General features: G+C 62.0%; 12 protein-coding genes. 5 read left to right on the plus strand and 7 right to left on the minus strand.

The annotated features are described in order from the left end of the window. The first annotated feature begins 12 nt into the window (after positions 1 to 12). Genes AB4Y43_RS13020 through AB4Y43_RS13040 form a run of 5 tightly spaced genes read left to right on the plus strand, consistent with a single transcriptional unit; the run spans position 13 to position 8,553 of the window. On the plus strand, positions 13 to 1,938 hold the full coding sequence (locus AB4Y43_RS13020) for an FHA domain-containing protein (RefSeq protein WP_368727951.1): 1,926 nt from the start codon (positions 13 to 15) through the stop codon (positions 1,936 to 1,938). Positions 1,939 to 1,960: 22 nt separating this feature from the next. Continuing rightward, entirely contained in the window at positions 1,961 to 3,346 is a 1,386-nt protein-coding gene (locus AB4Y43_RS13025; protein WP_342948363.1) for an HlyD family efflux transporter periplasmic adaptor subunit, read from the plus strand. A 48-nt stretch (positions 3,347 to 3,394) separates the two neighbouring features. Then, complete coding sequence (locus AB4Y43_RS13030; RefSeq protein ID WP_069262259.1) at positions 3,395 to 4,147, plus strand: peptidylprolyl isomerase; 753 nt, start codon at positions 3,395 to 3,397, stop codon at positions 4,145 to 4,147. 18 nt (positions 4,148 to 4,165) lie between these two features. Next, positions 4,166 to 7,237, plus strand: coding sequence for a peptidase domain-containing ABC transporter (locus AB4Y43_RS13035; protein ID WP_368727952.1), 3,072 nt, complete (start codon positions 4,166 to 4,168; stop codon positions 7,235 to 7,237). Further along, positions 7,234 to 8,553, plus strand: a complete 1,320-nt coding sequence (locus AB4Y43_RS13040; RefSeq protein WP_069262257.1) for a sigma-54-dependent Fis family transcriptional regulator — start codon at positions 7,234 to 7,236, stop codon at positions 8,551 to 8,553. Before AB4Y43_RS13035 ends, AB4Y43_RS13040 begins: the two co-directional genes overlap by 4 nt. A 148-nt stretch (positions 8,554 to 8,701) precedes the next feature. Here the strand turns inward: AB4Y43_RS13040 and AB4Y43_RS13045 are convergent, their stop codons facing one another. The 7 genes from AB4Y43_RS13045 to AB4Y43_RS13075 all read right to left on the minus strand — a co-directional run bounded on the left by AB4Y43_RS13045 (position 8,702) and on the right by AB4Y43_RS13075 (position 20,153). After that, positions 8,702 to 12,283, minus strand: a complete 3,582-nt coding sequence (locus AB4Y43_RS13045; RefSeq protein ID WP_368727953.1) for an ImcF-related family protein — start codon at positions 12,281 to 12,283, stop codon at positions 8,702 to 8,704. Then, complete coding sequence (locus tag AB4Y43_RS13050; RefSeq protein ID WP_368727954.1) at positions 12,280 to 13,518, minus strand: hypothetical protein; 1,239 nt, start codon at positions 13,516 to 13,518, stop codon at positions 12,280 to 12,282. Before AB4Y43_RS13050 ends, AB4Y43_RS13045 begins: the two co-directional genes overlap by 4 nt. A gap of 3 nt (positions 13,519 to 13,521) precedes the next feature. Further along, positions 13,522 to 13,779, minus strand: coding sequence for a PAAR domain-containing protein (locus AB4Y43_RS13055; RefSeq protein WP_368727955.1), 258 nt, complete (start codon positions 13,777 to 13,779; stop codon positions 13,522 to 13,524). Positions 13,780 to 14,205: 426 nt separating this feature from the next. Further along, a complete protein-coding gene (locus AB4Y43_RS13060; RefSeq protein WP_368727956.1) occupies positions 14,206 to 15,231 on the minus strand; it encodes a hypothetical protein in 1,026 nt (341 codons plus the stop codon). Further along, positions 15,225 to 15,599 (minus strand): glycoside hydrolase family 19 protein, encoded by a 375-nt coding sequence (locus tag AB4Y43_RS13065; protein ID WP_368727957.1) that lies wholly within the window; start codon positions 15,597 to 15,599, stop codon positions 15,225 to 15,227. The genes AB4Y43_RS13060 and AB4Y43_RS13065 overlap by 7 nt, the downstream gene beginning before the upstream one ends. 16 nt (positions 15,600 to 15,615) lie before the next feature. Then, the gene (locus tag AB4Y43_RS13070; protein ID WP_368727958.1) at positions 15,616 to 17,805 is read right to left on the minus strand and encodes a glycoside hydrolase family 19 protein; all 2,190 of its coding nucleotides are present in this window, start codon (positions 17,803 to 17,805) and stop codon (positions 15,616 to 15,618) included. 8 nt (positions 17,806 to 17,813) lie between these two features. Continuing rightward, complete coding sequence (locus AB4Y43_RS13075; protein ID WP_368727959.1) at positions 17,814 to 20,153, minus strand: type VI secretion system Vgr family protein; 2,340 nt, start codon at positions 20,151 to 20,153, stop codon at positions 17,814 to 17,816. Positions 20,154 to 20,472: the final 319 nt, after the last annotated feature.

Here is a 20,472-nt window from a genome sequence, read left to right on the forward strand (position 1 = left end):
CACGGAGAGTCAGTGCGCACGCGGCGCCTGCGCCACGCGCGTCCCGGCTCACAACTGCTGATCGCTGGCGGAATCATGGTGCCTGACGCCGCTTCCATTGCCGAGAGCCAGACATCGCTCGACCGAACGTTCGATATCGTGCTGCGGCCGATATCGCATGCAGAGCTGGGCGAGATCCGCATCGACAAGGATCTTTTCGCAGTCGGGCGGACCCAGCCGCCTTTTGCCGAGGCGAAGCCCGAGGTAGTCGTCGATGTCTCGCGCCGTCATGCGCGCATCTTCCGCGAGGGCGCGGCGGCCTACGTGGCCGACCTAGGCAGCAAGAACGGCACGGCGGTCAATGGCATCGAAGTCACCCAGAAGCCTCACGTTCTCAAAGACGGCGACGAACTCAGCTTTGCCGGCGCGCTCGCGTTTCGCGTGAGCTTCGCGCCGCGTACGGTGCGGGCGCCCGCGCGGGCGACCGTGGTGACGCTCACGCCGGTGCGCGCCGATCTGGGTTTGCAGCAGATTGTCGTGACGAGCTTTCCGTTCCTCGTCAGCAAGGCCGACGAGACCTTTTCGCAGTATCACGACGCGTATCCGCACCAGGTGAACTATTTGTCGCGCCGTCATGCGCACATCTACGCCGAAGACGATGCGATGTACGTCGAAGACCTGGGCAGCACCAACGGCACGTTCCTTGACGGACAGCGACTCGACGATCATGCGGTCAAGCTCGAAGACGGCCAGCGGATCGCCTTTGGCGGCGAGCACTTCGTCTACCGGGTTGGCCTCGAAAGCACGAGTGGAAGCGATGCCACCGTGACGGCGACGCGCGAGCGCCGCGCCTCGGTGCTCGCCGAAGATGCAGACCGCACGACGTTCATTGGCAGCGCGCACTCGTTTCTCGATATTTTCTGCACGCCGCCCGCGCCTGCCCAGGACGACGAAATCAATCCCGATGCGCCGCAACCCGCGCCGGAGCCGGGCCACGACGCGCGACGCCGGCGCGGCAGGATCGAGGTCTTCCTGAGTGAGTTGAGCGAAGCGCTGGGCGGCAGCGGAAAGATCAACATGGGCGGGTTCGCGCGCTGGGGCGGCGGCGCGATTGCCGTGATCGTCGCGCTCGTTGCGCTCACGTATTTCCAGGGTGCGCCGCAGCGCGACATGCAGGCGTTGCTCACGAGCGGACAGTTCGAAAGCGCGGCGCGCATGGCCGATCAATATCTCACGCGCCACCCGAACGACAGCACGTGGCGCGCGATGGGGACGGAAGCGCTCATCAAGGCCGACGTGCCCGACTGGGTCGCCGCGATCAACGCTCGCGCGTTCGACCGTGCGCGTGCCATCGTGGAGGACATGCGTACGCTCGCGCGCCACAACCCGGACGCCGCGTCGCTCGTGGAAAACATCGGCTGGATCGGCGCACTGCAATCGTTCGTGCAGGGACGGGGCGGCCCGCAGGCGCCGATCCGCATCTATCGCGACGAGGCGCCGATCCATGCGCTGACGAGCCGCTGGAACGACGACCCCGGCGAGCATCAGCGTGCATTCGACCGGATTTCGGCCTACGTGCCGGCGTTTGCCGCCGTGTATGCCGATTCGCTCAGCCACCTGCGCAAGCTGCAGAGCGACGACTCGGTGTATGTAGCCGCGCTCGAGCGCATCCAGCAGACAATCGACAGCGCACTCGCGAGCGACCGCTTCGACGCGCTCACCGCGATGCTGAGCGACTATGCGCAGCGCTATCCGCGCCTCGCGGGGCTCGATGCCGTGCGCACCGACGTCGACCAGTATCAGCAGATCGACAGCGAGGCGCACGCGGGCCATGTGCAGGCCGTGCACGACCGCCTGGCCGCCGCTCACTTCGCCACGCCGCCGTTCGCGGCCCATGCGGGCGCGCTCGAAAAGCTTGCGCTAGCGGGAGGGCATGGTGAATCCGCGCCAGCTCATTGAGCGCCTGCGCAAGGCGCTCGTCATGCATGATGGGCATGCCGCGCCCGAACCGCCGCGGCCGCTCGGCGAGGCGCTGGGCGACCACAGCGAGGAAGGGGTGGCGATCCTCACCGCGCGTCCGTGGCGCCTCATCGAAGCGACGATCATCACGATGGTGGCGCTCGTGGTGTGCGGCCTCCTGTGGTCGTTCGTCGGCCGCGCCGACGTCATCGTGAGCGCGCAGGGCGCGCTTGCCCCGGAGTCCGAGGTGCGCCGCATCTACGCGCCCGTGGATGGGGAACTCGTGGATATCTACATCGCCGAAGGTCAGCCCGTGGAGAAGGACGACGTCATTGGCCGCATCAATGCACGCGGCGCGATCCAGGCGGCGACCAACGCGCTCGACGCGCGCCTGAAACTCGACGACGCCGAGCGCGACTGGAAGGCGTTCCCCGAAAAGAAGGCGCTCATGGAGCGCAAAGCCGAGGCGCTCAAGGCGCAGATGGACGTGGAAACGCACCTGCATGAAACGCGCGTGGCGGAAGGCACGAGCAAGCTCCAGCAGGCCGAGAACGCCCAGCTCGACGAAGCGCGCGGCAATATCGACAACGCGCGCCACGTGCGTGACCTCGCGAAGGAAGACCAGGACAAGTACGAGCGGCTGTTCGCGCTGCCCGGCGGCGGCGGGGTCTCGCAAAGCCAGGTCGAGGAAAAGCGCAGCGCGTTCCTGCAGGCCGATAACAACTACCGGATCGCGCAGGCGCGGCTCAGCGAATTGCAAGCGCAAACGAGCCACGACTTCGCTCAGGCGAAGGCGCAGCTCGAAGGCAGTGCCGGGCAGCTCACGTCACTGCGCATCGAATACGACGCGACGGAGCGCGAAATCGCCAATACCGAGGACAAGTTGCGCCTGCAGGTGCAAACCGCGCGCCTTGCCGCCGACGCAGCGGCGCGCATCCGCTTCGAGAACATCGACAAGGACAACTTCCTGCTCGTGCTCGCGCCGGTCTCGGGCGTGATCACGGACGTGACGACGACGCAGCCCGGCGACAAGATCCAGGCGAACACGCCGCTAGGCGGCATTGCGCCGGCCAACGCGCGCCCGGTCGTGAAGGTGGCGATTGCGGAGCAGGACCGCGCGTTCCTGCATGAAGGCTTGCCCGTGAAGCTGAAGTTCAACGCGTTTCCGTACCAGCGCTATGGCGTGGTGGACGGCACGCTCGAATATATTTCGCCAACCACGAAGCCGCAGGTGCAGACGAAGGAACCGGTTTACGAGGGTCGCGTGCGTCTCGCGCGCGATCATTTTTCGATTGGCGGCGCGACGTATCCGTTGCGCTACGGTATGACGGCAACCGCCGAAATCGTAGTGCGCGAGCGGCGCTTGATCGATTTCGCGCTGGACCCGTTCCGGCAGGTCGCTGGCTGAAGATATTCACCAGTTCAGATTTCGGGAATCGGAAATCAGGGGAACGCAATGACGACAATCGTACGGATCGACGACGAAGCGATCGACACGGAAGATTTCATCCGCGTGCTGAAACTCACGGGGCAGTTCGAGAGCCTGGTCGAGCAGCAGGTGCGCGACCGGCTCACGGTCATCGCCGCGAAGAAAATGGGCGTAAAGGTGGAGCCCGACGAAATCCAGCAACGCGCCGACCAGTTTCGCCGCGTGCGGGGGCTGCACCGCGCGGCGGACATGAATCGCTACCTGGACGTGTTCGGTATCAGCCTCGACGAATTCGAGCACTTCATTACCGACACGCTCTATCAGGAGAAGACCTTCAACCTGATCTGCAACGACGAGGCGGTCGAAAGCTACTTCAAGCTCAATTCGCCGAAATTCGACAGCATCGAAGTGAGCCACATCGTGGTGGACTCGGAAGGCAAGGCGCGCGAGGTCATGTCGATTCTCGAGGACGAGCCGCAGGCGTTCGGCGAAATGGCGCGTGAGCATTCGATCGCCGATACCAGCGAGCGCGGCGGCGTGATCGGCAAGGTATTGCGTGGGTCGTTGAAGACGGACATCGAGGCGAAGGTGTTCAACGCGCAGGTCGGCGACCTGCTCGGCCCGTTTCCCGCGCCGGACGGCTCGTTCTTCGAAATCTTTTGCGTGACGGCAAAGCATCCGGCGTCGCTCGAAGCGGACGTCTCGTCCGAGGTGCGGCGGCTATTGCGCGAAGAATGGCTCGCCGAGCGCGCACAAGAACATATCATCGACGCGCACTGAGCGCGCAGAGCCACGCAGATGGACACCCAGGCGCCCCTACCTGCCAGCGCGCCGTCGCTGGTGGATTTTCTCGCATCGGTCGAACCGCTCTCGCTCTTCTCGCGCGAGGAACTCGACCGTCTTGCCGCGCAGGTCGAAACGCACAACTACGCATTTGGCGACACGCTGTGCAAGCGCGGCGAGCCCGCAGCCGGACTCTATGTGATCCGCTCGGGCTCCGTGCGGATCATCGCCGAAGAGCGCGGCAAGGAAATGAGTCTCGGCGTGCGCAAGGAACGCGAAGTATTCGGCGAAATCGCCATGCTGCGCGACTACTGGCACGAAGTGTCGGTGCGCGCTTCCGCGAAAACCGAGGTGCTTTGCATCCCCCGCGCGGCGCTCGAGCCGTTGCTGGCTGCGAATCCGGCCGCGCAGTCGTTCGTGACGAGCTATGTCGCGATCAGCTCCGCGGGCGGCTTCGTCACGCGGCTGTTCGACCTGCGCGGCAAGCTTTCGCGCGCCGAGCTCGAAGAGTATGTGTCGAGCGTGGGCGTCAAGCGCGTGAGCGCGGGCAAGGAGATCATCCATCAGGGTGCTGGCGGTGACATGCGCCTATATGTCGTGCGGCAGGGCGAGGTCAGTATTGCGCGCGAGGAAGACGGCAGCGTCTATCAGATCGCGACGCTCGGCGCGGGAGAGATCTTCGGCGAACGCGCTTGCCTGCTGCGCCAGAATCAGCCCGCGACCGTCACGGCGCTCACCGATGTACGGCTCCTGGTGATTCCCGAGAAGACTGTGCATTTCATGCTGGAGCGCAACCCGAAGTTGCGCGAGGTGCTGGAAGAGCGCGTGCGCTTCAGCGAGCGCGAATTGCAGCGGCAGAAGAAGCTCGCCGAGCGCCGCAGCCGGCCCGTTGCCGTGGACAGCGGGGCGGATGCTGCATTGCGCGAACGCGTGGTCAAGCGCTTCGTGCTCATCGAGCAGGCCGAGGAGATGGATTGCGGCGCAGCGTGCCTCGCCATGATCTGCCGGCATTACAGCATACCCATGACGCTCGGCAAGCTGCGCGACCTCGCGAACGTGACGACGCAGGGCGCGACGCTGGACAGTCTCGCGCGCACCGGCGAGGCGCTCGGCTTCACGACGCGGGGCGTGCAGTGCACGTTTGAGGCGCTGCAAGGGTTCGAGCTGCCTTTCATCGCGCACTGGGAGGGCTACCACTATATCGTCGTGTACGGCGTGTCGAAGCAGTGGGTGAGGGTGGCCGACCCGGCGCTCGGCTTTCGCAAGCTGAGCGTCGAAGCGTTCGAGCGCGGCTGGAACGGCACGTGCCTGCTGTTCACCGAGGTCGAGACCACGGGCGCGCAGGCGGCGACGCGCTCGCCGTGGGTGCGCTTCATCGGCTACCTGCTGCCTTACCGGAAAATACTCGCCCACCTGTTTCTCGCGACCTTCGTGATCCAGTTGCTCGGCGTGGTGCCGCCGCTCATCATCCAGAACATTCTCGACAGCGTGATCGTCCACCAGAACGTGAGCCTGCTGCATCTCCTGATCGTGGGACTCATCATTTCGCACCTGTTTACGCAGCTGATGACGACGATACGCGCGCATCTGTCGAATTTCATGGTGCGCAGTCTCGACTTCGCGATGATGTCGCAGTTCTTCAAGCACACCATGTCGCTGCCGTTCTCGTTCTTCGCGCGCCGCAAAACAGGCGACATCTTCGCGCGCTTTCAGGAAAATCAGACGATACGCGCTTTTCTGACCGAATCGACGGTGACCACGGCGCTCAACCTGCTGATGATCTTCATCTACTTCACGATCATGTTCCTCTACAACGTGAAGCTGACGCTGCTGCTGATCGCGTTCGTGATTCCCATCATGGCGCTCACCGCCATTGCCACGCCGCGCATCAAGCGCTACGCGCGCGAGGTCTTTGCCGTGTCCACCGATGCGCGCTCCATGCTGATGGAGACGCTTGGCGGCGTCGAAACCGTGAAGGGCATGGGCATAGAACGAGCGGTGCGCCTGAAGTGGGAGCGCAAGTACGCGAAGTCGCTCGAAGTGCAGTATCGCGCGCAGGCATTCAATATTCTCGTGGGTCTCGGCAGCCAGTTGCTCAACGCGGCGACCACGATCGTGATTCTCTGGGCGGGCGCCACGCTCGTGCTCGATCAGGAGTTGAGCATCGGCCAGCTCATTGCGTTCAATGCGTTCATGGGCAGCGTGCTCGCGCCGCTCATGGGCCTCGTCGGGCTCTGGAGCCTCATGAACGACGCGGCGGTCGCGATGGAACGGCTAGGCGATGTGCTCGACATCGAGCCCGAGCAGAAGCCCGCCGACCTCGGTTCGCGCGTGCTGCTTCCCGACCTGCAGGGCGACATCGAATTCAACGGCGTGTATTTCCGCTATGGCGGCAACGAAACGCCGTATGTGCTGGAGAACATCAGCTTCTCGGTGGGGCGCGGCCAGATGGTGGCGATCGTGGGGCGCAGCGGCTCCGGCAAGACGACGCTCGCGAAGCTGCTGGTGGGCTTCTACGCGCCGACCGAAGGCAAGATCAACGTGGACGGCTACGACATGAGCGCGATCGATCACGCGTACTTTCGCGCCCAGGTGGGCTACGTGATGCAGACGAACCTCGTGTTCTCCGGCACGATTGCCGAGAACATCGCGTGCGGCGATGCAACGCCGGACTGGCGGCGCATGGAGGAAGTGGCGCGCATGGCCGATGCGCACGCGTTCATCAGCAAGATGCCGCTCGGCTACGAGCAGGTGGTGGGCGAGCGCGGCATGGGCCTTTCGGGCGGGCAGATCCAGCGTCTTTGCATTGCGCGGGCGCTCTACCACGACCCGCGCCTGCTCGTGTTCGACGAAGCCACCTCGTCGCTCGACACGCAGTCGGAAAGCAACATCCTCTCGAACATGCACGACATACTCCAGGGCCGCACGGCGCTGATCATTGCGCACCGGTTGAGCACCATCATGCGGGCGGACAAGATCCTCGTGCTCTACGAAGGGGCGATCGTGGAGCAGGGGCGGCACGAGGAACTCGTCGAGCGCAAGGGCATGTATTACCAGCTCGTGCAAAAGCAGCTGGGGGCGTCATGAAACTCTTCGATCCGCACGGATTCGGCAGCTCCGTTGTGTCATATGCGGGGCTGCTCGAGAAGATCGAGATCCTGCGCTCGACGCTGCGCTGGGCGCCGCGGCTCGAACGCACCGATATCGAAAAGCTCTTGAACCAGTCGAACGCGCTGCGCGACGAAGTCATGCAACTCTCGCGCAAGGAGCGCTTCGTCGAAGCGGCGGCAGAGGCGCCCGAAGCGCTCGATGCGCTGGCAAGGCCGGATGCCCTCGCGCCCACAGCGCACCGGCGGCGCGAGGCGCTGATCGAGCGCAGCTTCATCTTCGAAGGCATATTCGGCGACAACCCGAAGCTGCTCGCAGCGCTGGAGATTGCGGAAAAGGCGGCGCCCACCGATCTGCCCGTGCTGATCGACGGCGAGAGCGGGACGGGCAAGGAGTTGATGGCGAAGGTGATCCACGCCAACGGTGCACGCGCCGACCGACCGTACATCTCAGTGAACTGCGGCGCGATACCCGAGAACCTGCTCGAATCAGAACTGTTTGGACATCGCAGAGGGGCGTTCACGGGGGCGTCGAGCGATCGCAAAGGGAAGTTCGAAAGCGCGCATACGGGGACGATCTTTCTGGACGAGATCGGTGAGTTGCCGCTGCAGGGGCAGGTGAAGCTGCTGCGTGTGCTCGAATCGCACGAGATTCAGCGGGTGGGCTCCGATGAACCCATCGGGGTCGATACGCGCATCGTCGCCGCGACGAATCGCAACTTGCGCGAGCTCGCGGCGCAGGGGCAGTTTCGCGAGGACCTCTTTTATCGGTTGAGCGTGATTCATGTCACGCTGCCTGCGCTGCGAGAACGCAGCGACGAGATTCCGCTGTTGATTGCCTATTTCGGCGACGAGGCTGCTGCGCAGCTCAAGCGGCGGCCTATGAAGCTGACGCCCAAGTTGCGCGATTTTCTGCTTACGTATGCTTATCCGGGGAATATTCGCGAGCTGCGTAATCTCGTGTATCGGCTTTCGTGTCTTGCGGGTGAGACGGCCGATATCGAGCATCTGCCCGATGATATTCGGCCTAAGTCCGCTGCACTGGCTTTGCGGGTGGCGGAGGCCGAGGCGGCAGGCGCGCCTCTTTCACTGAGCGATGCCAAGCGTGCTGCTAGCGATGAGGCCGAGAGGGCGTTTCTCGAGCGCGGCTTGCAGGAGACCGGGGGTACGGTCGCGGAGCTGGCGCGGCGCTGTGATATGAATCGGTCGCACTTGCAGATGCTGCTCAAGAAGCATGGGATTCATTCCAAGGATTTTCGGCATGCCGAGAAGGTGAATCATGAGAAGGGGTCTTGATCTGGGTGCCGAGCGGTGCGTTTTGTCGTGGCTCTTGGCGCTTTTGGCCGTGCATGCCCGGGAGCCTCTAGCCTGGCTGATGCGGCGGGCAGTTTTTTCACCGTGCGGTCTCCAGCCGGAAAGAGGCTCCTGAACAGTTCGCCCAGCATCATTGCGCCTCCGGGACAATGCCTTGCGGCAGGGGCATTGGAGCGTGCTTCGCCGCGGCGATGGCTGCGAGTGGCAGCGGCGGAGGACCGCTGACAGTCGCGTTCGGCCCAGCCTTCGCGCTGCCGGTCAGAAAGATGCGCGCGGGCAATGCAACGTGCCGCAGCTGCAGGACGTCAAGCGGTCCGGCGCCGGCCTCGCTGCGCAACTGGAGCCTGAGCGCGATGCCCTGGCTTGCATCCGGCGTCCACGTGAGCAGCCAGCGCGCATTGTCCTGCCGGGAGACCTTCGCCCGCTCCAGCAGCCGGATCAGTCCGAACCGGCCCTGCGCATCGAGCGCCGTGCGCAGGCCGCCTTGTTCGGTCTTCCATTCGATGTGCGAGAGGTTCTCCAGCGACTGGCCCGGCCACTCGAACGGGACCCAGTCCTCCTTCTGGTTGAAGTAGTCGAGCTCACGCCCGGACAGCATCACTTTCATGTTTGTCACGCCCGGCGTCGCGACACCGCGCAGATCAAAGCGGACATGCGCGTCGCCGGACGGAAACAGCACGGTCGAGACCCGCATCAAGCGGTTCAGCCCTTCCAGAAACGCCGGATCGAGCCGCAGGGCGTCCTGTTGCGTGCCCGCGCCCTGCGCGGCTGCCCAGCGGTCGCCCTGACGCTCGACGATGCCGGCCAGCTGCGTCGTGACGAACTGCGTGATCACGCCGTTGTCCGGGCGCATGAACCGGGCCATCTCGGGCAGCGACGCATCGTTGTCCGAATCCGCAAACGGATAGCGGCCACCGAAGGCGGCGTTCCAGTCGGCAACGATCGAGCGGCGCCAGATGTCGTTCAGGCTGGCTGCCGCGGGCTGCACCACCGCCTCCCAGGTCTGGTCGAGCGGCGCCTGGAACAGCTGGCCGAAACCGGCCCATTGCTGGCCGAGGCTCGCCGCCACCCGGCTGGCGTAGTCGCGGCTGTCCGCGATGTCGGAGGTCTTACCCTGAAGCACCGCCTGCGCGGCGGCGCGCGACATCGCTTCCGTATCCGGGCTATTCACCATCTGCTCGAGCTTCAGGCGCATCGCCGTAACCCGTTCGAGATAGCGCGCGAGGCTCAGGTCACCGGTCGTCGCCACCTGCGCGGCGGCCTTGCCGGCCTGTGCCGGCAAGCCGGACAGGGGATCGCTGCCGCTGAGCCGCAGGATCGGACCGAATGCATTCGCGAGGGGGGCGAGCTGGGGCTGTGCCCGCTTCGACGGATCTTTCTCGTCGGCGCCGACCAGGTGCTGCGCCTTGCTGACCAGCGTATCCGAAAGCGATTGCGCCGTGACGCCCGCGCCGGCCTGATACACGATGGCATTCATGAGCGCAACCAGCGGCGAGCGTTGTGGGTCGCCCAGCAGCGAGAGCTGGTCGGCGGTGGCAGACAGTGTCGAGGCGCTCTGCCAGCGCAGGCTGTTGAGGAACTGCGCCCATGCGCGCGCATAGTCGTCGAAGTAGCGTTGACGCAGTTCCGCTTTCAGCGTCGACGATGTGGCGCTGGCCGTCTTTGTGTCGGAGAGCACCCAGTCGCCGGCGACGTCTCCCTGGCTGCTCGCCTCGTCGATCGCTTTCGAGATGCGCTGCTCCCACGCTTCGCGCGTGAAGACGCCCGGAATGGTCTGGCTCGTGTTGAACAGGCCGCGCCCGGTGGTGTCGCCAAGCAGGCCGGCCAGGGAGACCGGCGGATACTTAGGCTTTGCGTCGTCGAGGATCTGCTGGTAGGTCGCGTCAGTCGAGTTCTGGATGCCGCGCACGCCAATGACGGTCTGCCGCGTGGCGGCGACCAGGCTGCTGTCCGGCACGATGGCGAGGGTTGAACCGTTCGCAGCAGGTCGACGGCCCAGGTGATCCGCGAAGAATTGAATGGCGTGCTGGCGAAGGTCCTCCCACGTGCCGGACGACAGCGGCGAGGCGGGCGGGCGGGCAGGCGCCTGCGTTGCCAGAAGCTGGGGCGTGAGGAAGGACGCGACGGCCCGCTCGGGCCTGGCGAGCATCAGGTAGGCCTTGAGCGTATCGTAGGCGGCCTGCGCCTGGGCGTTGCCGCCGCTGGCGATCTCGGCGTCGGACATCGCGGCGAGCTGGCGCAGGCGATCCTCCAGTTTCAGGCGGATCGGCCCAATGAGAATACGGCCTGCCGCGTCCTCATAGCCGGGCCACAGTGCGGCGAGCAGCGCGCTGTCTCGATTCAGACCGAAGCGCGAGGTCCAGGGCGCGCCGTCGCGCTGACGTGTCTCGAGCGTGTCGATCTGTCTGTCGAGGCTGTCGAGTGCCTGCATGCCCTGCGCCGGGCTCAGGGTTCCAGACAGTTTCGCGAGCGTGTCCTGTGCTGCGGCGATCGTGGCGCGGTTTGTGAAACCCGATGCCATCGTGCCGACGATCCAGAGGGCGGCCACGCCTGTTGCCATCCACGCGGCGAGGATCGACAGTGAAACGCCAACGCGGCGACCGTGGATTTTTCGGCTGTGCTCGGCGACGGTCTGCCAGATCGAGCGGTGCTGCAGGGCGACAGGATCGCCTTCCCCCTCTTCGACTGCTTTACCCGTGGCCGCAGGTGGGGCCAGCTCCCGCTCGCTGAATAGCGGTGCGAAAAGCAGCCCGTGAACGGCGTGGCGCCAGCAGCGCGAGCGGGCCGTCTGCACCACAAGTCCCGACAGGGCGCTACCTAGCCGCTCGATATGCTGCGAAAGTTCGGCCGGGTAGCGGTCGTGATTGTCCCGGGCAATGCGTTCGACCCCGGTGTCGGCGAGATTGCGTATGAGGCTGCGTAGCGACGTGTGGACCTCGTCCGCGTTCACGCGGGCGTTCGACCACGTGAAACCAATGGCCTCGTCCGGACCCGTGGGCTCGGTGCCAAAATCCGTCACGTTGACCAGATAGGTCGGCGCCGCCCAGCGCAGTGCGCGGGCGTGGCGCGCCAGGCGCTGGGCAAGCTCGTCGGCGTCGAACGCAGCCCTCGCCGACGTGCGGTTGCGGGTCACCGCCACGATCGCGTCGATCGGCCGGCGGGAGCGCAGGCGGCGAATCAGGTTGAGCCAGTCGGTGTCGAGTCTGTCGGTGGTCTGCTTCGCGTAGAGCAGGACGGTGCCGCCGGTGATCAGGTAGCCGGTGGCGACGAGGCCTGGAACCAGGCGTTTCACAAGGGGTTCATCTCCAGCGACAAGCACCCAACGATCGCGGTAACGCCAGCGCCAGCCGTAGCGGTCACGCAGGATATTGCGGAGCGCGGCAGCCCGATCGACTTGTCCTGGCGGTTGATCCGGATCGTCGAGGTCAACGGACGCTGCGCGCTTGCCAGCATCGTAACGGGTAAGCCAACGGGAAGCTCTCAGCGAGGCGATGCACAGCAGCACCACCTCGAAGTACTTGACCAGCAGGATCACCACCAGCAAGGCGGAAAACAGAGAAAGCTCGATGATGATCCGGGTATCGCGAGACCACCCGTGACGAGGCCCTTCCACCCATAGAGCGATACCGAGCGCAAGGAATACGATGACGACCGCGATGCCAATGAAGAGGCCGGCTGGTCGGGTCTTGTTGTCGTTCTTGTTGTCGTTCATGTCTGCTTTCTGCACGTGAGGGCGATCAGTTCTTTACCTTCGCCACACACCACCAATTGCGGGTCGCCCGTTGTCCGGGCGCTTTCTGCGGCAAGGGCGACGGCCAACCACGGCCCTGCGCCCGAACAGTCGCCCACCGACGTCTCGAGCGGAAACCATCGCGTCTCCTCGGGGAACGACGTGGATTGCCGAACCGCGCTCGCACTGTCACTGGTCAGGCCATGCGCCCACACCGTGCGCAGCCCGTCGCATGAGGATTGGCCCCAACGAGCGGCAAGCTTGAGCGTCCTAGCGGCAGTATCAAACGTGCCTTTAGCAGGGCGATGGAATCGGAGTCCGACGGGCATCACAGGTGACACAAGGCGCGGATGTCCAGCGAGCAGGGCGACTCCCGCCTCCGCGACGCCATCAGACAGAAGGGCACTGATTGCATCGCGAAGCTCAATGGCGACCAGCAGGTAGGCTATATTGTCGTCTCGATTGTCAAGCCACGCGTCTGTTCGGAAGAGGGAGTGCCCTTGTTCGCCCGATCCCATGTCCACCTTCAATGCAGGTACTTGTTCAGCAAGTAATCCCCGTATGCGGGTTTCGACTGCCTCGGACTTCAGCCGCGATTGATGATGAAGCTCGATCTTGAGCTTCGTTCCTGGCGGAAGACCTCTGACTTGCGGCAGGAGACGATCGATCAAGCGCGCAAGCAGCCACGTACAGACGGCATGATGACGAGCGTGTTCCGCGAGTTCGTTTCCGGGATGAAAATGCATATCGGGAATGTCGAGCCAACGTGCGTTGACTTCGCTAGCCGGGACTGCGCCGCTTGGCCGGAGTTTCGCCAGTTCAGCTCCTGTCAGGATTCCTTCGAGCGAGTTTTCCGAATCGTTCGCAGCAAAGCACCAGGCATGGCCGAGGATCGCAAGTGGTCTGCCCGCCACCGCATGACACGCCTGCTCGGCCTTATCGCTGACGCGGTTAGTCGCAATCGCCTGATTGCGACGGACGTAGCCATACCCCAGCCACGCGAACAGCAGGAAAGCCCACGCCAGGAAGGGGTAACCAGCGACGCAGAACCAGAACCACAGCGTGTTCGTCGGCCGACCTGTCGGCCAGAGCATGATCGCCAGCCCCGCCCCCACTCCCAAGATGAGCACCAGCAGGACAGTCCAGGCGATGATTGAGGCTCGAGGTGCAGGTGGGACCTCGACGCGCGGCGGCACGCGCTTGAAATCGACAGGCATCGCTTACCGAACCTGGGCTCCGTTGGACGAGGCAATGAGGACCGCCCCACACCGCGTGTGATCGCCGTCGCGCGACAGCGGCGTGGGGCCATCCTTCATCCTGCCGCTGCCTTCGACTATTTCGTTGTCGCCGTGGATCGGGCATGAGACCTTGTCGCCGATACGGGCGGCTCGGCGACCCTGCACCTTGATGCGATCGGAGCCCGTGAGGATCTTGCCACCGTGACTCGTCGCATCACCTTCATAAGCTATATTCTTCATTTGAAGTTCCCTTCGTGAATCAATGGGGCGTCAAGGTGGCGTCTTTAGGAGCGTAGAATTCCCCGCCATTTGGGGCTTTCATGATGTGCCAGACGAGGTGTCCATCAGTTACTTTCAGCGTTGCTTTCCCGTTTTGCGCGCCAAAGAACGAGGAGAAGTTGACGATTGCTGATTTTCCCGTCCTATCGACAATTCCATCAATATTAGGATTTTCCTCGTCGTCGCAGTCCGTCCTGTTGCCGTTCTGCGCTACTGCACAATACTACCCTTGTAGCTTGCCGCCCTGTTGTTTTAGATCTATCGAAAACGTCATCGTATTCGGTGGGTTATTCCAGTCCCATTCTCCAGTAAACGGATCAGCGGGTGATGCGCAGCCACTCATCGAAATTGCTGCGACCGCGCATCCGAAAAAGATGTTTTTAATTTTCATGGTGTAACTGCGAAGGGCCCTTTGGGTGGGACCCCCACCCACTCTCCCCGGATTCCATCTTTAGTTTGATTCAGCATGAAGACGCCACTTGAGACTCGCTTGGCATCCATCTCCAACATATAATACGTCTCACCCGTCACATTTCCTCTCAAGATGATGTCTTGATTTCTTTTGGCATAACTATAGGTGCCACCTAGACATTTTCCAGTCATTCCGATGGAGTAGTTAATGCTAACGTTGTCACCGATTTTAGCTGTGCCGCCGGCGACGTCGGACGTATTTAACGTACTCTGATAGCACGAGAAATCACCATTAAATATCGCCACATCATTCTGCAGATTTGCTGCCAAAGCAAATGCGAAGCCATCTTTCAGAGGAATCAACTCATACCCCGTGGTAGAGAAAATGAGCTTATTTTGTTGATCAAGGGCGATAATTTTTTGCTTGATCGTCTCCGACGCTCCTCCTTGGGCACATCTAGCAATTCTGTACGAGCCGATCTCGAGACCTACGGCGTTAGGGCAGGATCCGGGAGGCAAGCTCTTGAGCCAATTGTGTTTCGCAGTATAAAGAGATAGATTGGCTGAATTAATGGAGGCAGAGACATCAAATTGGCCCAACTCCCGTCTTTGGCAAATCGCACCGACAGATCGCTCTTCTTCAACGGAGTCGTAGACATTCTTGTACAAGCACTCTATATACAATTTCCCGCCGATTAATTTTATGGGTGCAAGAATGTCGTACTTGCTTCGCGAGCCGTCCGATTCAATTTCTAGCGCGACCCCTCCCCCTATGACAGGCACCAAAGTAGACGATAGCGATGACTCTTTCACAATAAGGTTATCGTACGTGCCAAGCAAATTACCATCTTGATAAAAAGAAACAGAGGCGGCGTGCCCATTCGAAGTCACTTTCGCTTCGTATGATTTACCATCCCGTCCAGATGTGAACTCCAATAATTCAGCGCAGGCGTCCAACGGGAGCGCAGCGGCGATAAACATGCATACTAGAAATTTCAGCATTTCGCAGCCTCAAGAATCGACTTGAACCGAATTGCGAAAGAAGCAATTGTGTCGGCTTGATCAAGGCCATTGATAATCCTTCTGGCATTGACGTAATCCTGCCTTTCATCATTTACATAATCTGATAGCTTCTTTCCAGTGAATATGCCCCTTTCCATCCCGTATGCGGTCGCCCACGCCGCAATTTCTGGCTCGAGCATCCGATCTGGTTCGCTCGCTAGATCGACTCCAATCTGTTGCCCGACCGCCTGATAGTTCTTTTTCCAAGTCACCTGAACATAGCCCCTTCCGCGGTACGTGTAACCGTCGCCTTGCTCTGTATTTCCGTTGTCCGTCGCGCGTTGTCGATGCTTTTCCGTATCAGCCAAAACAGGGTCGTATTTGTTAAAGTAGCTTTTTTCTCCCCCCCTCTGTGGTAGGTTCGAAGTAGATGAATTTTTTTAAATCTTTGTGGTATTTTTTGGTTTCGAGTCTAGCCGTTGCCAGCATATAAGCGATGTATGGGATATTGCACTCTTTATTTTTGTACTTCTCATAGTAGTCAAGAATACCTTGAATAAGGATCCTTAAATTCTCCTTCGACGTAGCGTCAAGTGACTGGGTACCGTTCTGAAATGAAACGTGTTGCTCTTCATAAATTTGCAAGAATGAATCTACGTTTATGCAGTTGCAGTTACACTTGAAATTGCCAACCAGTCCAACAGGATTGACGTGAAAAACCTCCGGCCCCGGGAAACCCAGCACACCGGCTTTTACGTCATCCCACCAGGCGAGCGCGTCGATCCGCTTCTGCTCCGCCTCGTGTTGCGCCTGCGATCCCGCACCCGACTGCTTTTCCAGCGCCGCGATCAGCTGCTTCCACTTCGACGGATTCGCCCACTCGCTGTCGTGCTTCACGATCAGCCGCGACGCCGCCTGCACCAACCACGGATATCCACCACGCTCGGTCTGCGACAGTGTGCATAGTTCGTCAGCCGCCTGCTTGCCATCGCCTTTTGTGAACAGGGCGTCGTATACCTTGAGCATCACCGGGCTGAGATTCGAACGCGAAGAGACGTCGGCAACATTGGCGCCGCTCGCATAATCAACCCATTTCGGGGTTGTCGCAAAGATTGTATGCGCCGGATCATGGGCATCCGCCAGGCACGCGAAGTCGATCCACTTCTGCGCAAATTCCCGCGTCACCCGACCGCTTGGGTGATTGAAGTCGCACACCCAGCCGTCGATCGGTTGACCTTGTGCGTTCACGCCTTCAACGTGCCACCAGTTCACCGGGTAATCCGGACTAGGTTTGGGATTCGGATGCGGCTCGGCAACGTGCCGTTTCGGGTCACGCGCCAGCTCGGCGAGCGAGTACACCTGAACGGCGTCCGTCTTTCTCGACTGAGGGTCAGCGCCCGGGAAAAACTTGTTGTCCTGGCGTTGATACAGCACCGTGCCCGGTGCAATGCGAAGGATCGTCGGTTCGGTGGCTAGGCCCAATGCAGACCAGTCTCCCGGGTGCGGGCCGTGTTGAGTGACCCAAGCACGCCCCTGCTCGAGGAACGACTGGATGCTGTCGTCGCAGAACGCTTCGATGTGCGCCATCCGAGTTCCGGACGTGCATTGGTTCAGGGAGTCGTAGCGTCCGAGGTGGCCTATCAGGTCGCCCGCCTTGACCGGAATACCTCCCTCACCTTGCGGATCCCCCTTTGTACATGTCTGATTCGCCGTCACGATCACCCGGTCGAACATCGAGTCCGGGACGACCTCGTCAACGACCGGCCCGCCGTTTTCCTGACCCAGATAAAGCCAGCCGCCGATGGCACGGAACGGCTCGACATAGCCGCCAGCTTCAGGCGGATACAGTGATGTGCCGTGCAGGTTCATTAGCTGGCCCCACGTCTTTCCGTGGACCTTCTCGGTCTTGCCGACGCTGACGCTGGCCCCCTGTGGCAGGATGCCGATAGGGGTACCGTTTGGCGTCTTGCGAACCCTCAGCCCCTGCTGGGCTGGGTCGGCGACCTGCCCGTTGCGACCCGGCGAGGGTTTGTCCTGCGCATGCTGCGTCACTTGCCACTGCCGCGACCAGTACGACGGTTTTTCACGCTTCGGGAAGTTCGCATAGTCCTCCCAGGACATCAGATGCATGTACAGGCTGTAGAACGTCAGCTTCGTGCCCTGCGGGAACCCCATGGTATGCCGCACCAGCGCGAAGCCCGTGCTATACGGTGCCTGAACCGGCGATCCTCCACCGGCCGCAGCGATCTCGCTAAGCGGATAGGTTTTGTTGGCGCGAAACGCGATCAGCACGCCGTCGGCGATGCAGCGCAGTCCCGCGTCAAGATCCAGCGATTGCCCTGCGCCGGCCTCCGTGACGTGGATGCCACCATGCCACATTCCCTTGCGGCTGACGAGGTACGCGCCTGACGGCTCGCGTTCGGCGAGCAGCCGGTAAATCTCGTGCTCGTCGGTGAACTGTGCGGAGGCTTCCGACTGGCCCCGTCCCTTGCGAAGGAACGGAAAGGCGAACGGCAACGGCTTCAGCTTGACCGGCGCGGGCGACGACTTCTTCGGTGCAGGTTGGCTTGTCATAATTGTGCTTATTCAGAAAATCCGAAGTTCGTTGCGTCCTTTACGTCGTTGAGCGGCGCCTTGGACCATGTCGGGAACTTGAAGCTGCCACCGTCCGGGTCGTCGACTTTCAGGTTGCCCTTGAGTTCGATTTCTCCCGCGGGACTGCCGAGAATGATCTTGCCGCCCGAGAGCTTGATGTAGGCACCAGACCCATCGCCGATCGTGACGCCTCTGCGCCCCGTGATGATGACCTCGCCATCCGATGAACTGGCTGTCATGTCCTGCATTGACATGAACTCCATCGTGTCGGACTGGGCCTGAACCTGGACTTTTCCCTTCGCGGCGAAGATCCGGATTCCTAGCCGCGCCGCAAAAATCGAAATGGCCTCGCCGGCCGCGACTGCGATACGTTTCATGACGCCGATGTCGAGCCCGTCGCCGGCAGTGACAAACATCTGCCTGCGAGCGGCAAGCTGCATCTGCTGACCACTGACGAGCCCGACGCCATCGGGGGCCGTCACGACAATGACGGGTTTCTGAAGCCGTTTGAGCTTTTGCTGGATCAGCGCGCGTTGTTGATCGATGTCAGCCTGCAGGGCCTTCGCAGCATTCGCCGAGTCATTGAGCGCGTGCAGGATCTGTTCGGCCTGCTCCAGAGTCGTGTCGGCGTCCTCCATCGCGAGTTGCTCGCCCGCGGCACCAGGTTGTCGTTCGGCGGTAACCAATACGCCCTTTGCTGCCCGTACTGCGACATGCTCATCGGAGCGCAACTCCGCACCTTTTCCCCGCTCCTTGCGATTGCCGTCGACCATATGCCCAAGATTGAGCTCGCTAGTCTGAAACGGCGTCGTCAGGTGAATATGCTCGACGCCTTCCTTGTCCTCCATGCGCATCTCATTCTGCGCAGCCGTGCGGATGAGATTGCGCGTATTGTTCAGGTTGTTGACGAGATCCGGATGCAGGCTGTCATGCAGCGCTCCGATGATGATGGGCCGGTTTGGATCCGCGGCCGTAAATTCGAGCGCGACCTCGGCGGAGTCGATCAACGGGAAGTGGTGACCGTAGTTGTCGCCGCTGTAGGGCTTGGCAAAGCGCACCGGCCGGCTCGTGCCACCCGGGCTCCATTCGTCCAGATCGAACGGCAGCTTGATGACGTACCAGCCTTCTTCCGTCAGATAGGCATATTTGTAGTTTCCGGGTGACGTGATCCGGGCCGGCAGAATGCCCTTGATTTCCGGTTTCGGGATCGTGTCCATGGATGTTCGCCAGACCCGATCCGAAGGAATCCCCTCGAACGTCACGCGGTACGACTTGTTGCGCCCACCGTGCGAGCGTACCGACGTGATGAAGATCCCGTGCTTCGCATCGACCTGAACCGGGTCGACCAGCACGACCTCCCCGGCTTCCAGCCAGAACGGATTGCCCGTGCCGATGAACGTCACCTGACCCGCGAGGTGAGCCTCGTGCCGCAGACGGGCAATGCGCTGGCCTTCCTCCGGCGTCTCGTAGTGCTCGCCCCAGTGATAGTCGACGGCGTTGGTGGTCTTGTCGCCACGCGCCGTGTTCTCCTCGACCAGCAGCGAAACGTCGGCCTGACGATGGTTGTAGTCGTGCAGGCGCACGGATTGTGGCACGCGCCGGGTACGCCGCCGCAGCGACTTGATCGAGTCGGCACCCACGCTCTCGAGCCCGGAGTCACGACGATGCGGCACTGTACGCTGCTTGCGCGCGTACGCATCCAGATCGTCGCCGAACACCATCACCGCGTAATCCTTTTTCTGCTCCCACCGAAACCAGATGCCTTCTTCCGCACAGATGCGCTGGATAAACGCGAACGTCGTCTCGTGGTACTGGGTGATGTACTCGTGCCGCTTGTATGTACCGCGCAGGTTGAACCTGAAATCGACACCGGCCCGGTAACCGTAGTGCCGCAGCGTGTCGGTAATGATCTCTTCGACCGACTGCTTCTGGAACAGCCGGCTTGTCCTGCCACGGTTCAGGTCCGCCATCGCAGGCTCGAGCCTGACGCGGTAGCGCGTCTCGTCGGCGGAGGTCTCGTGCTCATCGAACTTCGTGATGATGCCGTGGACGACCTGTGCGGGCGGCCTTTTGCTGAACTTTTCAGCGTTCTCGCCAAACATGCGTTGCAGGTGGCCCATGTTCGGGTCGACCGGATCGATGATGAACCGGGCTGGCCGCCCGAGTACCTGATCCATCGGAAGACCCGCTATCGGGCTTGTGAATTCAATCTCGTACTCGTAGAGCTGGCTGATCCGGTCATGGCCCGCGAACTTCACTATCGAGAACGGCGCCGGATGGGGCGCCAGCTTCAATTCATAAGCCTGTAACGGCATGAGCCACGACATCGAAAACCTCCCGGATACGTCGCGAAAAAGGCGTTGGGACGCAAGAAGTACACTGAACGGAGCTGGCCAGCAATGCTCAATCGCCCGATCTTTGACCGGGCTCCCAGGAACAGCCAGATAAATCGTCAAGGATTGCCAGGTACAGGGGGCTGTGCGAACCGTTCGCCGGTGTTCGCGCTGGCTCGCACGCCATCCGCGCGAGCCGGACGGAGGTCTGGCCGCGTGCGAACTGCAAAGTGCAAAGAGCTTCTGGGCGCGATGACCGCGGCAAAGAAAGGAGGTGCGGCCCCACACAGGGGCGACGCTGGGGTACCGAAGC

This window comes from Paraburkholderia sp. BR10872, from assembly GCF_040965835.1.
In the GTDB taxonomy this organism is placed as follows: Bacteria; Pseudomonadota; Gammaproteobacteria; order Burkholderiales; family Burkholderiaceae; genus Paraburkholderia; species Paraburkholderia nodosa_A.

What these genes read in the sequence shown, in the direction of transcription:
- AB4Y43_RS13030 (WP_069262259.1), top strand. Translation starts at nt 3,395, where the DNA reads ATGACGACAATCGTACGGATCGACGACGAAGCGATCGACACGGAAGAT.
- AB4Y43_RS13045 (WP_368727953.1), bottom strand. Translation starts at nt 12,283, where the DNA reads ATGAACGACAACAAGAACGACAACAAGACCCGACCAGCCGGCCTCTTC.
- AB4Y43_RS13075 (WP_368727959.1), bottom strand. Translation starts at nt 20,153, where the DNA reads ATGTCGTGGCTCATGCCGTTACAGGCTTATGAATTGAAGCTGGCGCCC.
- AB4Y43_RS13055 (WP_368727955.1), bottom strand. Translation starts at nt 13,779, where the DNA reads ATGAAGAATATAGCTTATGAAGGTGATGCGACGAGTCACGGTGGCAAG.
- AB4Y43_RS13040 (WP_069262257.1), top strand. Translation starts at nt 7,234, where the DNA reads ATGAAACTCTTCGATCCGCACGGATTCGGCAGCTCCGTTGTGTCATAT.
- AB4Y43_RS13070 (WP_368727958.1), bottom strand. Translation starts at nt 17,805, where the DNA reads ATGACAAGCCAACCTGCACCGAAGAAGTCGTCGCCCGCGCCGGTCAAG.
- AB4Y43_RS13035 (WP_368727952.1), top strand. Translation starts at nt 4,166, where the DNA reads ATGGACACCCAGGCGCCCCTACCTGCCAGCGCGCCGTCGCTGGTGGAT.
- AB4Y43_RS13050 (WP_368727954.1), bottom strand. Translation starts at nt 13,518, where the DNA reads ATGCCTGTCGATTTCAAGCGCGTGCCGCCGCGCGTCGAGGTCCCACCT.
- AB4Y43_RS13060 (WP_368727956.1), bottom strand. Translation starts at nt 15,231, where the DNA reads ATGCTGAAATTTCTAGTATGCATGTTTATCGCCGCTGCGCTCCCGTTG.
- AB4Y43_RS13025 (WP_342948363.1), top strand. Translation starts at nt 1,961, where the DNA reads ATGCATGATGGGCATGCCGCGCCCGAACCGCCGCGGCCGCTCGGCGAG.